General features: G+C 72.2%; 14 protein-coding genes. 12 read left to right on the top strand and 2 right to left on the bottom strand.

All coding sequences use genetic code 11. The features are described from left to right. Positions 1-99: 99 nt before the first annotated feature. From IE212_RS22785 to hypE, 8 genes are read left to right on the top strand one after another with little or no spacing between them, the layout of a single operon-like run. Positions 100-1,263 carry a 4Fe-4S dicluster domain-containing protein gene (locus tag IE212_RS22785; protein WP_190199764.1) on the top strand — a complete coding sequence of 388 codons (1,164 nt, stop codon included), beginning with the start codon at positions 100-102 and terminating at the stop codon, positions 1,261-1,263. Further along, positions 1,260-1,718 carry a Crp/Fnr family transcriptional regulator gene (locus IE212_RS22780; RefSeq protein ID WP_190199763.1) on the top strand — a complete coding sequence of 153 codons (459 nt, stop codon included), beginning with the start codon at positions 1,260-1,262 and terminating at the stop codon, positions 1,716-1,718. Before IE212_RS22785 ends, IE212_RS22780 begins: the two co-directional genes overlap by 4 nt. Next, entirely contained in the window at positions 1,715-2,533 is an 819-nt protein-coding gene (locus IE212_RS22775; RefSeq protein WP_190199762.1) for an FAD/NAD(P)-binding protein, read from the top strand. The genes IE212_RS22780 and IE212_RS22775 overlap by 4 nt, the downstream gene beginning before the upstream one ends. A gap of 1 nt (position 2,534) precedes the next feature. Continuing rightward, a complete protein-coding gene (locus tag IE212_RS22770; RefSeq protein ID WP_190199761.1) occupies positions 2,535-3,299 on the top strand; it encodes an NADH-quinone oxidoreductase subunit B family protein in 765 nt (254 codons plus the stop codon). Then, positions 3,296-4,612, top strand: coding sequence for a Ni/Fe hydrogenase subunit alpha (locus IE212_RS22765; RefSeq protein WP_190199760.1), 1,317 nt, complete (start codon positions 3,296-3,298; stop codon positions 4,610-4,612). Before IE212_RS22770 ends, IE212_RS22765 begins: the two co-directional genes overlap by 4 nt. A 17-nt stretch (positions 4,613-4,629) precedes the next feature. Beyond that, positions 4,630-5,295 (top strand): CBS domain-containing protein, encoded by a 666-nt coding sequence (locus IE212_RS22760; RefSeq protein WP_190199759.1) that lies wholly within the window; start codon positions 4,630-4,632, stop codon positions 5,293-5,295. Next, entirely contained in the window at positions 5,292-6,395 is a 1,104-nt protein-coding gene (gene hypD / locus IE212_RS22755) for a hydrogenase formation protein HypD (RefSeq protein ID WP_190199758.1), read from the top strand. Before IE212_RS22760 ends, hypD begins: the two co-directional genes overlap by 4 nt. After that, positions 6,392-7,426: a hydrogenase expression/formation protein HypE gene (gene hypE, locus IE212_RS22750; protein ID WP_190199757.1), complete on the top strand. Its 1,035-nt coding sequence runs from the start codon at positions 6,392-6,394 to the stop codon at positions 7,424-7,426. Before hypD ends, hypE begins: the two co-directional genes overlap by 4 nt. 96 nt (positions 7,427-7,522) lie before the next feature. On the opposite strand, the gene IE212_RS22745 is transcribed toward hypE, so the two are convergent. Next, a complete protein-coding gene (locus tag IE212_RS22745) occupies positions 7,523-8,254 on the bottom strand; it encodes a CBS domain-containing protein (RefSeq protein WP_190199756.1) in 732 nt (243 codons plus the stop codon). Between the two features lie 175 nt (positions 8,255-8,429). Between IE212_RS22745 and IE212_RS22740 the strand changes: the two genes are divergently transcribed. After that, on the top strand, positions 8,430-8,882 hold the full coding sequence (locus tag IE212_RS22740) for a universal stress protein (RefSeq protein ID WP_190199755.1): 453 nt from the start codon (positions 8,430-8,432) through the stop codon (positions 8,880-8,882). Positions 8,883-8,943: 61 nt separating this feature from the next. Here the strand turns inward: IE212_RS22740 and IE212_RS22735 are convergent, their stop codons facing one another. Further along, positions 8,944-9,825 (bottom strand): pyridoxamine 5'-phosphate oxidase family protein, encoded by an 882-nt coding sequence (locus IE212_RS22735; RefSeq protein ID WP_190199754.1) that lies wholly within the window; start codon positions 9,823-9,825, stop codon positions 8,944-8,946. A gap of 183 nt (positions 9,826-10,008) precedes the next feature. On the opposite strand from IE212_RS22735, the gene IE212_RS22730 reads away from it, so the two are divergent. The 3 genes from IE212_RS22730 (at position 10,009) to polX (ending at position 13,805) form a co-directional block, all read left to right on the top strand. Further along, entirely contained in the window at positions 10,009-10,683 is a 675-nt protein-coding gene (locus IE212_RS22730) for a CBS domain-containing protein (protein WP_190199753.1), read from the top strand. 49 nt (positions 10,684-10,732) lie between these two features. Beyond that, positions 10,733-11,614: a universal stress protein gene (locus IE212_RS22725; protein WP_190199752.1), complete on the top strand. Its 882-nt coding sequence runs from the start codon at positions 10,733-10,735 to the stop codon at positions 11,612-11,614. A gap of 463 nt (positions 11,615-12,077) precedes the next feature. Next, a complete protein-coding gene (gene polX / locus IE212_RS22720) occupies positions 12,078-13,805 on the top strand; it encodes a DNA polymerase/3'-5' exonuclease PolX (RefSeq protein WP_190199751.1) in 1,728 nt (575 codons plus the stop codon). Positions 13,806-13,841 lie beyond the last annotated feature (36 nt).

Here is a 13,841-nt window from a genome sequence, read left to right as displayed (position 1 = left end):
CGAAGGGCCCCATGACGATGCCCTTGCGGCCCGTGGCGTCGCACCACCGTGCGGAACACGCTGGCATCAAGGAGCCGCATCGCCATCCGGAGGGCGGTCATGACGAACAGCACGACAACCGCCGTCCTGGACCGGGACGGGCTGAGTGCCCTGGTCCAGGCCCTGGCCGCCCAGGGGCGCACGGTCGTCGGTCCGACGGTCCGGGACGGTGCCGTCGTCCTGGCCGAGATCGCGTCGGCCGACGATCTCCCCTTCGGGTGGGGCACGGAGGTCGAGGCCGGCCGTTACCGTCTCGTGCCGCGCGACGACGGTGCGGTGTTCGCCCACACGGCGGGCCCGCAGTCGTGGAAGACCTACCTGCACCCTCAGCGGGAGAGGCTCTGGAGCGCCGAGCGGGCGGCGGACGGCCATCTGTCGGTCACCGAGGACGGCTCGGAGCAGCCGTCGTACGCCTTCCTGGGCGTACGCCCGTGCGATCTGCGGGCCATCGCGATCCAGGACCGTGTCCTGGCCGGCGGACGGTACCCGGACCGCGGCTACCGGGAACGGCGAACGGGTGCATTTCTGATCGCCGCCGAGTGCACGGAGCCCGGCGCCACCTGCTTCTGCGTCTCCATGGGCGGCGGCCCCGCCGCGGACTCCGGTTTCGACCTCGCCCTGACCGAGGTCCTGGACCGGGCCGGTCACCGCTTCCTCGTCCGCACCGGCAGTGAGGCCGGTGAGGAAGTCCTCTCCGGCCTGCCCCGGCATCCGGCCGACGCGCACACGCGGAACGCGGCCCGCACCGCGGTCGACGCCGCCCGGGACCGGATGGGGCGGGCCATGCCGCCCGTCGACCTGCGGGCGCTGATGGGCGAGAGCCTGGAGGCCGACCGCTGGGACGACGTGGCCGCCCGCTGCCTGACCTGCGGCAACTGCACCATGGTCTGCCCCACCTGCTTCTGCACCACCACCGAGGAGGTCACCGACCTCACCGGCGATCACGCCGAGCGGTGGCAGCACTGGGACTCCTGCTTCGACGTGGACTTCTCCCACCTCCACGGCGGACCCGTGCGGGCCTCGGCACGCAGCCGCTACCGGCAGTGGCTCACCCACAAACTCTCCACCTGGTACGAGCAGTTCGGCAGCTCCGGCTGTGTGGGCTGCGGACGCTGCGTCACCTGGTGCCCCGTCGGCATCGACATCACCGAGGAAGCCGCCGCGCTGCACGACGAGCTCACCGACCGCTTGCGGCGCGAGAAGCAGAAGGAGACGGAACGATGACGTCCACGACCACTCTGTCCATGGCTCTTCCGGTCGAGCACCGCGATCGGCTGATGCGCCTCGCCCGTGAGGTCTCCTTCGAAGCCGGCGAGCGTCTCTTCGAAGAGGGCCGGCGCGCCGACCGGTTCTGGATCATCCGGACCGGAACCGTCCTCCTCGACCTGCACGTGCCCGGCCGGCGGGCCGCCGTCATCGAGTCCCTGGGCCACGGCGAGCTGCTGGGCTGGTCCTGGCACTACGCCCCCTATGTGTGGCAGCTGGGTGCCGAGACGCTCAGCCCGGTCCGGGCCTGGGAGTTCGACGCGGAGGCCGTGAGGGCCGCGTGTGCGCGGGACCCGGAGTTCGGCCGGGCCGTCGCGACCTGGGTCGGACGGGTCGTGGCCCACCGGCTGCAGGCGTCCCGCATCAGGCTGCTGGATCTGTACGCCCCGTACGGCAGCGGGACCCCGGCATGAACGACGTCCCCGTGCCCTATCAGGTGACCGGTGTGCGGCGCGAGTCGGCCGACACGGTCAGTCTCACGCTGGCGCCCGCTGGCGAGGAGGCGCTCGAGCCCTTCGCCCCGGGGCAGTTCGCCATGGTGTACGCCTTCGGGGTCGGGGAGATCCCTGTTTCGGTGTCGCGCATCGGCCGCCGGGAACTCGTGCACACGGTCCGTTCGGTGGGCGCGGTGTCGGCCGCGCTGTGCGCTCTGCGGCCGGGCTCACAGGTGGGCCTGCGGGGGCCCTTCGGCACCGGCTGGGGGCTGGAGCGGGCGGCCGGCCAGGACATCGTGGTCGTGACGGGCGGGATCGGCCTCGCCCCGCTGCGGCCCCTCGTCCTGGCCGCGCTGGCGGCCCGGCGGGCCTACGGGCGGCTGAACCTGCTCGTCGGTTCGCGCACCCCCGAGGACCTTCTGTACGCCGACCGGATCCGCGCCTGGGTGGATTCGCACGGCCCACTCCACTGCCAGGTCACGGTGGACCGGCCGTCCCCTGCCTGGTGGGGCCATGTGGGTCTCGTCACCACGCTGTTGAACAGCGCGCTCTTCACGCCGGAGAACACCACGGCGTACGTGTGCGGGCCCGAGCCCATGATCCGTGCCACCGCCCGCGACCTGCTGCACCGAGGTGTGCGACCGGAACGGATCCGGGTGTCGCTGGAGCGGAACATGCGCTGCGCCACCGGGCACTGCGGCCACTGCCAGCTCGGAGGTGTGCTGATGTGCCTCGACGGTCCGGTGATCGGCTGGGACCGGGTCGAATCCCTGCTCGCGGTGAGGGAGTTGTGACATGACCGTGCCGACACTCGCGGTGTTCAAGCTCGCGTCCTGCGACGGATGCCAGCTCACGCTCCTGGACTGCGAGGACGAACTCCTCACGCTCGCCGGGAAGGTACGCATCGCCCACTTCCTGGAGGCGTCCAGTGCCGTGACACCCGGCCCGTACGACCTGGCGCTCGTGGAGGGCTCGGTCACCACCCCCGCCGACGCGGAACGGGTCCGGGAGATCCGGGCGCAGTCCCGCCACCTGGTGACCATCGGCGCGTGCGCCACCGCCGGCGGTATCCAGGCGCTGCGGAACTTCGCGGACGTCGAGGAGTTCACCCGCGCCGTGTACGCCCGGCCTGACTACATCGACACCCTCGCCACCTCCACGCCCGTCTCGGACCACGTGGACGTCGACTTCGAGCTGCGCGGCTGCCCCATCGACCGTACGCAGCTCCTCGAGGTGATCACCGCCTACCTGGCCGGCCGCAAGCCGGACATCCCCGATCACAGCGTGTGCTTCGCGTGCAAGCGCCGCGGCACGGTCTGCGTCACCGTCGCCCACGGCACCCCGTGCCTCGGCCCCGTCACGCACGCCGGGTGCGGGGCGATCTGCCCGGCGTACGGGCGTGGCTGCTACGGCTGCTTCGGCCCGTCGGGGTCGCCGAACCTGCGTGCGCTGATCCCGCTGCTGCACCGCGACGGCATGGACGACCGAGCGGTGGAACGCCTGCTGCGTACGTTCAACGCGGCCGCCTTCGACAAGGTCGGCAAGGAGGTGCGGTCATGAGCCACCGCGGCTCCCGGGTCCTGCGCGTCGGTTCGCTGGCCCGGGTGGAGGGAGAGGGCTCCCTGCACCTGCGCGTCACCGGCCGCGAGGTGGAGGAGGCGCAGCTGCGGATCTACGAGCCGCCGCGCTTCTTCGAGGCGTTCCTGCGCGGCCGCGCCCACACCGAGCCGCCCGACATCACCGCCCGGGTGTGCGGGATCTGCCCCGTGGCCTACCAGATGAGCGCCTGCCGGGCGATCGAGGACGCCTGCGGCGTCAGTGTCGACCATCCGGTCCGCGAACTGCGCCGGCTGCTGTACTGCGGCGAGTGGATCGAGAGCCACGCCCTGCACATCTACCTCCTGCACGCGCCGGACTTCCTCGGCTGCGACAGCGCCGTCGACCTCGCTCGCACCGAGCGCGCCGCCGTCGAGCGGGGACTGCGGCTCAAGCAGGCGGGCAACGCCATCCTGGAACTGCTCGGAGGGCGTGCGATCCATCCGGTGAACGTCCGGCTCGGCGGCTTCCACCGGGTGCCCGCAGGAGCCGAACTGCGGCCGCTGGAGGAGCGGTTGCGCCGCGCCGCCGACGACGCCTGGGAGACGGTCCGTCTGGTCGCGGGGTTCGACTTCCCGGACGCCTCCTTCGACGCCGACTTCCTGGCCCTCGCGTCGCCGACGACGTACGCCGTCGAGGACGGCACGCCGGCCGTGCTGCGCACGGACGGCGGCCGCGCGCGGTTCCCGGTCAGCGCCTTCCTGGACCATGTGCGAGAAGAGCAGGTGCCCCATTCGACCGCCCTGCACTCCCGCCTCGACGGGCGGCGCCATCTGACGGGCCCCCTTGCCCGCTACGCGATCGGCGGCCACCGGCTGTCGCCCACGGCCCGCGAGGCCGCCCGCGAGGCCGGCCTCGGCACGGTCTGCCGCAACCCCTACCGCTCGGTGCTGGTGCGGGCGGTGGAGGTGGTGCACGCGGTCGACGAGGCCCTGCGGATCATCGCCGCGTACGAGCCTCCGGCCCGGCCCCACGTCGACGTACCGCCTCGTCAGGGCACCGGGCACGGCGCCACGGAGGCACCGCGCGGACTGCTCTACCACCGCTACCGGCTGGACGCCGAGGGCACCGTCACGGATGCCTGCCTGGTGCCGCCCACCGCGCAGAACCAGGGCGCCATCGAGGACGACCTGGTCCGGACCGTCGAGAGGGTCTTCGCCGAGGGCGATCCGACCGACGCGGAACTGACGCGCCTGTGCGAGCGGGCGATCCGCAACCACGACCCGTGCATCTCGTGCTCCGCGCACTTCCTCGACCTGACCATCGACCGCTCCTGACGCCCGGGGAGGGCACCATGCACACCAGTCCGCACATCGTCAGCGACGTCATGACCCACACCGTGGTGGCGGTGGGCCGTGACGCCTCGTTCAAGGACGTCGTCGAGCTCATGCAGGAGTGGAAGGTCAGCGCCCTTCCCGTGCTGGAGGGCGAGGGCCGGGTGATCGGCGTCGTGTCCGAGGCCGATCTGCTGGTGAAGGAGGAGTTCCGCGACAGCGATCCCGACCGGTTCACGCAGATGAGCCGCCTGTCCGACCTGGCCAAGGCCGGCGGCATGACCGCGGCGGATCTGATGAGCACCCCGGCCGTCACCGTCCATGCCGGCGCGACCCTCGCGCAGGCGGCCCGCGTCATGGCCCAGCGCAAGGTCAAGCGGCTGCCCGTCGTCAACGACGAGGGTCTGCTCGAAGGCGTCGTCAGCCGGGCCGACCTGCTCAAGGTCTTCCTGCGGACCGACGACGAGATCGCCGAGGAGATCCGCCGACAGGTTCTCGCCCCGCTCTTCCCCGCCGCACCGGAGCCGGTCCGGGTGGAGGTCGCGGACGGCGTCGTCACCCTCACCGGGCACATCCGGGACACGTCGTTGGTGCCCATCGCCGCCCGCATGGTGCGTTCCGTCGAAGGCGTCGTCGACGTCGACATGGCCCTGTCCGGCGGGGTCAGCGTGAGGGACCCGGGATGAAGTACCTCGACGAATACCGTGACCCGGCGCTCGCCCGGCGGCTGCTCGACGAGCTGCGCCGCACCGCGACGACGCCCTGGCGGATCATGGAGGTCTGCGGCGGTCAGACCCACACCCTGGTCCGGCAGGGCATCGACGAGTTGCTGCCCGCCGGCATCCGCATGATCCACGGTCCCGGCTGCCCCGTGTGCGTCACCCCTCTGCAGACCCTGGACCGGGCGATGGCCATCGCCGGACGTCCCGGCGTGATCCTCACCAGCTTCGGCGACATGCTGCGGGTACCCGGCACGGACACCGACCTGCTGTCGCTGCGGGCCCGCGGCGCGGACGTACGGGTCGTGTACACACCCATGGACGCGGTACGCATGGCACGCGACCATCCGGACCGTCAGGTCGTCTTCCTCGCGGTCGGGTTCGAGACGACCGCGCCCGCCAACGCCATGGCGGTCCTGCACGCCGCGCGGCTGGGGCTGGGGAACTTCTCGGTACTGGTCAGCCACGTCCTGGTGCCGCCCGCCATGACCGCCCTGCTGGAGGACCCCGACTGCGAGGTGCAGGCCTTCCTCGCCGCGGGGCACGTGTGCGCGGTGATGGGCTGGCGCGAGTACGAGCCGATCGCCGATCGGTACCGCGTGCCGATCGTGGTGACCGGATTCGAACCCCTCGACCTGCTGGAGGGCGTCCTGATGGCGGTGCGCCAGCTGGAACAGGGCCGCTGCGAGGTCGAGAACCAGTACGTGCGGGCCGTGCGCCGCTCCGGCAACACCGAGGCGCAGGACGCGGTGCGCACCGTGTTCCGGATCACCGACCGCGCCTGGCGGGGCATCGGCGAGCTGCCCGACAGCGGACTGGAACTGGCCGGGGAGTACGCGCGCTTCGACGCCGCGCGGCGGTTCGACGTCGGGGGTCTTCGCACCGTCGAGGACCCCGAGTGCATCGCCGGCGCCGTACTCACCGGTGCCCGGCTGCCCACCGACTGCCCGGCCTACGGCACCCGCTGCACGCCGCGCCACCCGCTGGGGGCACCCATGGTCTCCGCCGAGGGAACCTGCGCCGCCTTCCACGCCGCCGGCCGCACTAAGGAGGTGGTTCAGCCATGACCGTCACCTGCCCCGTCCCCCATCACGAGGACGACGTCGTCCTGCTCGGTCACGGTGCGGGAGGCCGGCTGACCGCTGAACTCCTCGACGCGCTGGTGCTGCCCGCCGTCGACGGACAGCACGGCCCCCTGGAGGACGCGGCCCTGCTGCCCGGCCATCCGGACCTGGTGATCAGCACCGACAGTTTCGTCGTGAGCCCGCTGTTCTTCCCCGGCGGCGACATCGGCTCCCTGGCCGTGCACGGCACGATAAACGACCTGGCGATGCGCGGAGCGCGGCCGGTCGCCCTCGCGCTGGCCCTGATCATCGAGGAGGGGCTGCCGCTCGACGAACTGCACCGAGTCGTCATGTCGTCGGGCAAGGCGGCACGCGACGCCGGGGTGCCCGTGGTCACCGGCGACACCAAGGTGGTGGGCCGCGGCGCCGTGGACAGGATCTTCGTCAACACCACGGGCGTCGGACAGCGGCATCTGGCCCTGCGCCCGTCCGCCGCGCTCGCCCGGCCCGCGGACGCCGTGATTCTGTCGGGGCCGATCGGACTGCACGGCACCACGGTGCTGTCCACGCGGGAGGGACTCGGCTTCGAAAGCGACATCGCCTCGGACAGCCGCCCCCTGCACCACCTGGTCGACGCCCTCGCGCCCCTCGGCGAGCAGGTGCACAGCCTGCGCGACCCGACCCGGGGAGGGCTGGCGGCCGCCCTGAACGAGATCGCGCGTGACTCGCACGTCGCGGTGGAGATCGAGGAGAGTGCCGTCCCGGTGCCTCGCGCCGTCGCCGCCGCCTGCGATCTGCTCGGCCTCGATCCCCTGGTCGTCGCCAACGAGGGCTGCCTGGTCGCCTTCGTCGCTCCGGCGGCGGCCGACGAGGCGCTCGCCCTGCTGCGGTCGCTGCCCGAGGGCCGGGAAGCGGTACGCATCGGTGAAGTGTCCTCGTCCGGCCCGCCGGGCCGGGTCGCCCTGCGCACACTGGTCGGTGCCCGGCGCGTGGTGGAGATGCCGTTGGGCGAGCAACTGCCACGCATCTGCTGACCGTTCGCCCTGGGGGCGCGCGCATGCCGCGCCCCCGCCGGTCCGTCCCACCACCCGGGCCACGGGCCCGGCCGGCCCGGGTCGCCCGCGGTGCGCTCAGGAACGTGCCCGGGGCGCGGCCCGCCGGCCGTCCCCGTCCTGTGCGAGGTCCGGTTCGAGGTCGGGTTCGAGGACCGGACGGTGCCGGGGCCCGGTGAGCCGGCTGCGTACGTCCACCACTCCTTCGACGGACCGCACCAGGCGTACGACCAGCGGGACTACGGAGGTGTCACGGACCCGGCCGGAGAGCGTGACGACGCCCTCCCGCACGTCGACGCGGATCGACTCGATCCCGTCCGGGAGCCGCCCGGCCAGCACCTCGTGCCGGATCTCGTCCGTGATGTCCTGGTCGCGCCGCAGGAACACCCGGAGCAGATCCGCACGGCTGACGATGCCCCGCAGCACGCCGTGGTCGTCGACGACCGGCAGCCGCTTGACCTTGCGCCGGGCCATGATCCGGGCCGCCTGGGCGAGGGTGGCGTCGGCGTGGACCGTGACCGCCGGGGACGTCATCAGATCGGCCGCGGTGACCGCCTGTGCCTTCCTCAGGCCTTCCGGGGGCCGGGCCCGCGGCCCCCGGTCGGGGGCGCTGTCACGGAACTCCTCCTTGCGCAGCAGATCAGCCTCCGAGACGACACCGACCACCCGGTTCCCGCTGTCGACGACGGGCAGGGCGCTGATCCGCCGCCCTTCCACGGTCCGCACGATCTCCTTGAAGGCCGCCCCGGCGGCCAGGGCGACGACGGTGCGGGTCATCACATCGCTCACGGTGTACACAGAGCCGTGCATGGCGTCCTCCCACCCGTGTGGCCAGGTCTCGCGACACTTCCAGGCTCCCCCACTGCTCCAGCGGTCGGCATGGGCCGAACGGCCCCGCCCACCGCCCGCCCGGGCCCGCACGGCTGGCAGAAGACGCAAACGCGGGTTTGCATGGCGGTAACGACTGCTGAATGAGGCGACACACATGGAATCCTCTGAGCCGGTACCGCGGCTGGTCGTGGGTGTGGACGGTTCTCCCTCCTCCCATGCCGCATTGCGATGGGCCGAGCGCTACGCGCGCATGGTCGGCGGTGTCGTGGAGGCGATCTACGTCTGGGACACGCCGTCCGCCCGGGGTTACACCGGGCCGGCCATCGACCCCGCGTTCGATATGCAGCAGGCCAGGGAGCGGTTCACGGAAGAGCTGAGCGCCGTCTTCCCGGGCGAGCGTCCGGCGCTCCTGCGGGAGCACCTCGTCGAGGGGGACCCGTCGGAGGCGCTGATCCAGGCCTCGGAAGGAGCCGAGCTCCTCGTCGTTGGCCGCCGCGGCCGGGGCGCGTTCGCCCGGGCGATGCTCGGGTCCGTCAGCCACCGCTGTGCCCAGCACGCGGCCTGCCCTGTCGTCGTGGTCGGTCAGCAGGCGGACCCCGCCCACTGATCGCCCACTGATCACCCTGTGTCCGCCGCGCTTCGTGGCCTCGCGAGGTGCGTCCGTGCGCTCACACGGCGTCGGCGGACGTGATGCGGCGGCCGGTCAGGCGGTCGACGGTGATCGACACCCACAGCGTGCGCCGGCCTCCCGCCCAGGGGGCGGTGTGTGCCCGATTCTCGAGCCGGCGCACCGCGCCCGGGTCGGTGACGGCGTCGGCCCGGCCCACCGCCAGGACGCTCCAGCCCTGGCTCATCGCGTCGTCGACGTGGTCGACCTCGAACGCCACCTGGTTCCCCACCGCGGCGGCCGGGGCGGCGTCGGGTGCGGTGCGGAAGGCGATGGTCTCGTCGGCGACCTCGTAGTTGACGGGGAACACGGCAGGACCGTGCGGGGTGGTCAGCGAGACCCGCCCCACACCGTGTGTCGAGAGCAGGGACCGGCACTCCTGCTCACCGAGATCCCGCAGCACGGGGTGGTAAAGGGCTTGTCCCTGCCCCGGAGGCCGCTCCTGATCGCCGCCCTGGAGTTCGACGAGCGTGGTCCCCAGTGCGTCGGCCAGGCGCAGCAGGGTGCCGACGCTCGGGTCGGAGGCGTGGGTCTCGAGGTAGTCGAGATACTGCGGGGACATACGGGCGCGACGGGCGGCCTCGTCCACACCGAGGCCCCGCCGTCGCCGTGCCGCCGCCAAGCGGCGTCCCACGTCACCCGGCTGCACGGCCGTCGGGCCCCCGGTCTCGGCGGGCGGCTCCTGCGCGGGGCCCGGCCGACCGTGACGGATATGGGCGTCCGGCCCCGGAAAGACCAGCGTGACATCGCCGGTGTCCGACCAGCGCACGTCGTACGGCGGTGTCCCGTCCTCGTGGTGGAGGCCGACGATCTCCCCGTCGCGCCGTACGAGGCCGGTGGACGGGCTCTCTACGATCAGCCGGTCGCCAAGGTGGGCGTGCATGGGGCGTGCCCTCTTTCGTCGATGGCTGTTTCCACCAGCATCACGCGCAGGTCCCGCCCCCGCACCAGGGCCCGAAGGTCCCGCCGATCGGGGACGTGCAGCCCTCTGCGTCTGCACGAAGGCCCCCAGCACGCGGCCGGGTCCGGGGAGCAGGCTGAAGGAGACGAGGAAGGGAGGCGCGTCATGCAGCACCGCACGATCGGAGAACTCATGACTCGTGGCGTCGTACGGGTGCGACGGGACACGCCGTTCAAGAGCGTCGCCGGGATGCTGGCCGACCACGACGTGACCGCTCTGCCCGTGGTCGACGACCTCGATCACCCGGTAGGGGTGGTGTCGGAAGCCGACCTGCTCCGCGTGGTCGCGGCGCGACCCGACCCCCACGGCCTGCCGCTGCCGTCGGCGGGGCGGGACGGCACCCTCCCCGCGGACGACGGGACCACGGCCGGAGAGCTGATGACCGCTCCCGCGGTCTGCGCCCGCCCGGAGTGGACGGTCGTCGAGGCGGCACGCGTGATGGACGGTGAAGGAGTCAAACGGCTTCCCGTGGTCGACGAGGCGGGCACGCTGGTCGGCGTCGTCAGCCGTGGCGATCTCCTGCGGGTCTTCCTGCGCCGGGACGAGGCGCTGCGCGACGAGATCACCCAGGACGTCCTGGCCCGGACTCTCGGGTTCGCCCCGGCCGACGTGGCGGTGGAGGTGCACGAGGGCCGGGTGACGCTCAAGGGCCGCGTGGACACCGGTCGGCTCGTCCCCGTCGTCGAGCGGCTGTGCCGTGGCGTCGACGGCGTGGTGTCCGTGGAAGCGGACCTGACGTGCCGCTTCGACGAGCCGCCGGGGCCTGGTCCCACCGGCTGACCGGGCGTTCGCCGCCCCGGGCGCAATGCGAGGAGGAAGGGGTGTCGCCGTGACGATGCCGGTGGTGGCGGGCGTGGACGGTTCACGGTCGAGTCTGGAGGCGGTCGAGCTCGCGGGCCACGAGGCCGAGATCCGCGGTGCGGAACTGCGGCTGGTGCACGCCTTCGGGTCGCCGTCGCCTCACCTGCCGCCCGGCGGGCCACCGTGGAACCCCGCTGGGGCGGGCGTGCGCGAGATGCTCGACGGCACGCTGACGGAGGCCGAGCGGCTGGCCCGCGAGGCGGCACCGCACGTGAACGTCACCCGCGACGTCACCGTGGGTGAGCCGCTGACGGTGCTGGAGATCGCCTCACGCACGGCCTCGCTGGTGGTGGTCGGCAGCCGTGGTCTGGGCGCCTTCGGCAGCCTGCTGCTCGGCTCGACGTCCGCGCACCTCGCCGCGCACGGCCGCTGCCCCGTGCTGGTGGTGCGGGGACGGCCGAGTCCGGACGGACCCGTCCTGCTGGCGGTCGACGACGCGCGCACATCCGACGAAGCCGTACGCTTCGCCTTCGCCGAGGCGTCCTTGCGCGGCGCGGGCCTCACTGCAGTGCACGTGTACCGGACGGGCAGCCCGGATGCCTACGACGGCCCGGCCGATCCTCCCTTCGTCACCTATGACGAGACCCACCTGCGCAAGCACGCGGAGCATGTTCTCGACGTGGCGCTGGCCGGCCTGGAGGAGCGGTATCCGGACGTCGAGGTGGTGCGCAGGCCGGTCGCCGGCCGGGTCCGCCACACCCTGATCGAGGCGAGCGCGGACGCGCAGCTGCTCGTCGTCGGGGCCCGGGGCCGAGGTGGCTTCACGGGCCTGCTGCTGGGCTCGGTCAGCCAGGCCGCCCTGCACCACGCGCAGTGCCCTGTCGCCGTGGTCCGCCATGGCAGTGAGTGACCCGCGCACCGGGATCGGGCCTGACCACGCCGCCCGTGCCGGGATGAGTGTCGTGGCCACCCTGAGCGCATCGGGAGGGCCGGTCAACAGGGCCACGGTGGCCACGAGGCCCACTGAGTCGGGGCGAGCCGATCGCCGCCGAGTTCGACGGCCTTTTCGAACGGATGAACCGTTCCTGGAGGCCACCGGCACCGCGCCCGCCGCCATGGCGTTCTCTCCCCTGGCCGATCGGGCCTGAAGCCGCGCAGGCGCACGAGGGTGGGGAGGCCAATTCACCCGCCGCACCACAATCGGGACCGTCCCGCTTCCGGACCAACTCCCGGCCCCCTGGCCCCACCAGGGCCGACCGGCCTCATCAGAGCGTCCCGGACCGGTTGGGCGAGGACGCCGACCGGCGAACCGTGTGGCCGCGACGAGGCCATCCAGGACAGGGCGGACCGATCAGCGTGCCTAGACTTGAGACGTGGTCCGGCCCAACGAGGAGGTCGAGGCGCTCCTTCAGGAGTACGCGGACCTCATCGCCATCACCGGAGGCGAGGCGTTCAAGGCGCGCGCCTACGAAAAGGCCGCACGTGCGATAGGCGGCTACCCCGCCGACGTCTCCCACCTGGACGTCGCGGGTCTGAAAGAGATCCCGGGTGTGGGCAAGTCGATCGCCGAGAAGGTCGTCGAGTACTTCCACACCGGTCATGTCACGGTGGTCGAGGAGCGGCGGGCCAGGATCCCCGCCGGGGTGCGGCAGCTCATCACCATCCCCACCCTCGGCCCCAGGAAGGCGATGGCGCTCTACCAGGATCTGCACATCTCCTCCGTGGGCGAGCTGGCCGACGCCGTCAAGGCGGAGAAGCTGCGCGATCTCAAGGGCTTCGGAAGGAAGACCGAGGAGAACATCCTGCACGGCATCGCCCTCATGCAGCAGGCAGGAGGGCGGATCCTGATGAGCACCGCCATGGAGGCGGCCGAGGACATCGTCGCCGAACTCTCCCGGATCACCGGCTGTGAACACTGCGCCTACGGCGGCTCGCTGCGCCGTATGAAGGAAACCATCGGCGACATCGACATCCTGGTCGCCGCCCGCAGGTCGGCCCCGTTCATGGACGCGCTCACCGAACTGCCCTCCACCGGCGAGGTCATCGCACACGGGGAGAAGAAGACGTCGATCCGTACCGTCAAGGGCGTCCAGGTCGACCTGCGCGTGGTGCGACCGGACGCGTGGGGCGCCGGAATGCAGTACTTCACCGGCTCCCAGGCGCACAACATCCGCACCCGCACCATCGCCGTCCGGCTGGGGCTGAAGCTCTCCGAGTACGGCCTGTTCGAAACCGAGAGCGGCAAACGGGTCGCCTCCCGCTCCGAGGACGAGGTCTACGCGAGGCTCGGCCTGCCGTTGATCCCGCCCACCCTGCGCGAGGACCGGGGCGAGATCGAGGCCGGCCTGCGCGGCGAACTGCCCGAGGTGGTGACCGAACGGGACATCCGCGGCGACCTGCACACCCACACCGACCTCACCGACGGCCTCACCTCACTGGAGGAGATGGTGGCAGCGGCCGCCGAGCGGGGCTACGCGTACTACGCGGTCACCGACCACGCGCCGAACCTGTACATGCAGCGCATGACCGACGACAAGATCCGCGCCCAGCGCGAGCAGGTACGGTCACTGGACGGCGAACACCACGGAATGCGGCTGCTGCACGGCACCGAGCTCAACATCGGCCCGGAAGGCGAGGTGGACTGGCCCGACGAGTTCCTCCGGGGGTTCGACCTCTGCGTGGCCGCGGTGCACTCCCACTTCAACGTCGGCCGCAAGGCGATGACCCACAGGCTCGTCCACGCCTGCGAGAACCCCCACGTCAACATCATCGGCCACCCCACCACCCGGCTGCTCGGCAAACGGCCGGGCATCGACGCCGACCTCGACGAGGTGTTCGCCGCCTGCGCCCGCACCGGCACGGCCCTGGAGGTCAACGCCCAGCCCGACCGCCTCGATCTGGGCGACGAGGACATCCTCCTCGCCAGGAGTCACGGGGCGAAGTTCGCCATCGACACCGACGCCCACTCGATTCCCCAGCTCGCCTTCCTGCGTTACGGAGTCGGCACGGCACAACGCGGTTGGCTCACCCCGGACGACGTGATCAACACGTGGCCGCTGCGGCGACTGCGCCGGTTCCTGCGCAAGGACCGGGCGGGCTGAGGCGTGAGGCGCCCTGGCCGCTGCCACCCGGGAAGA

Origin of the sequence: Streptomyces djakartensis, assembly GCF_014651075.1 — a bacterium.
In the GTDB taxonomy this organism is placed as follows: Bacteria; Actinomycetota; Actinomycetes; order Streptomycetales; family Streptomycetaceae; genus Streptomyces; species Streptomyces djakartensis.
The sequence above is the reverse complement of the archived record's forward strand: the minus strand, read 5'-3'. Positions and strand labels throughout refer to the sequence as shown.

What these genes read in the sequence shown, in the direction of transcription:
- IE212_RS22760 (WP_190199759.1), top strand. Translation starts at nt 4,630, where the DNA reads ATGCACACCAGTCCGCACATCGTCAGCGACGTCATGACCCACACCGTG.
- IE212_RS22735 (WP_190199754.1), bottom strand. Translation starts at nt 9,825, where the DNA reads ATGCACGCCCACCTTGGCGACCGGCTGATCGTAGAGAGCCCGTCCACC.
- IE212_RS22745 (WP_190199756.1), bottom strand. Translation starts at nt 8,254, where the DNA reads ATGCACGGCTCTGTGTACACCGTGAGCGATGTGATGACCCGCACCGTC.
- hypE (WP_190199757.1), top strand. Translation starts at nt 6,392, where the DNA reads ATGACCGTCACCTGCCCCGTCCCCCATCACGAGGACGACGTCGTCCTG.
- hypD (WP_190199758.1), top strand. Translation starts at nt 5,292, where the DNA reads ATGAAGTACCTCGACGAATACCGTGACCCGGCGCTCGCCCGGCGGCTG.
- IE212_RS22785 (WP_190199764.1), top strand. Translation starts at nt 100, where the DNA reads ATGACGAACAGCACGACAACCGCCGTCCTGGACCGGGACGGGCTGAGT.
- IE212_RS22765 (WP_190199760.1), top strand. Translation starts at nt 3,296, where the DNA reads ATGAGCCACCGCGGCTCCCGGGTCCTGCGCGTCGGTTCGCTGGCCCGG.
- IE212_RS22730 (WP_190199753.1), top strand. Translation starts at nt 10,009, where the DNA reads ATGCAGCACCGCACGATCGGAGAACTCATGACTCGTGGCGTCGTACGG.
- IE212_RS22770 (WP_190199761.1), top strand. Translation starts at nt 2,535, where the DNA reads ATGACCGTGCCGACACTCGCGGTGTTCAAGCTCGCGTCCTGCGACGGA.
- IE212_RS22775 (WP_190199762.1), top strand. Translation starts at nt 1,715, where the DNA reads ATGAACGACGTCCCCGTGCCCTATCAGGTGACCGGTGTGCGGCGCGAG.
- IE212_RS22740 (WP_190199755.1), top strand. Translation starts at nt 8,430, where the DNA reads ATGGAATCCTCTGAGCCGGTACCGCGGCTGGTCGTGGGTGTGGACGGT.
- IE212_RS22780 (WP_190199763.1), top strand. Translation starts at nt 1,260, where the DNA reads ATGACGTCCACGACCACTCTGTCCATGGCTCTTCCGGTCGAGCACCGC.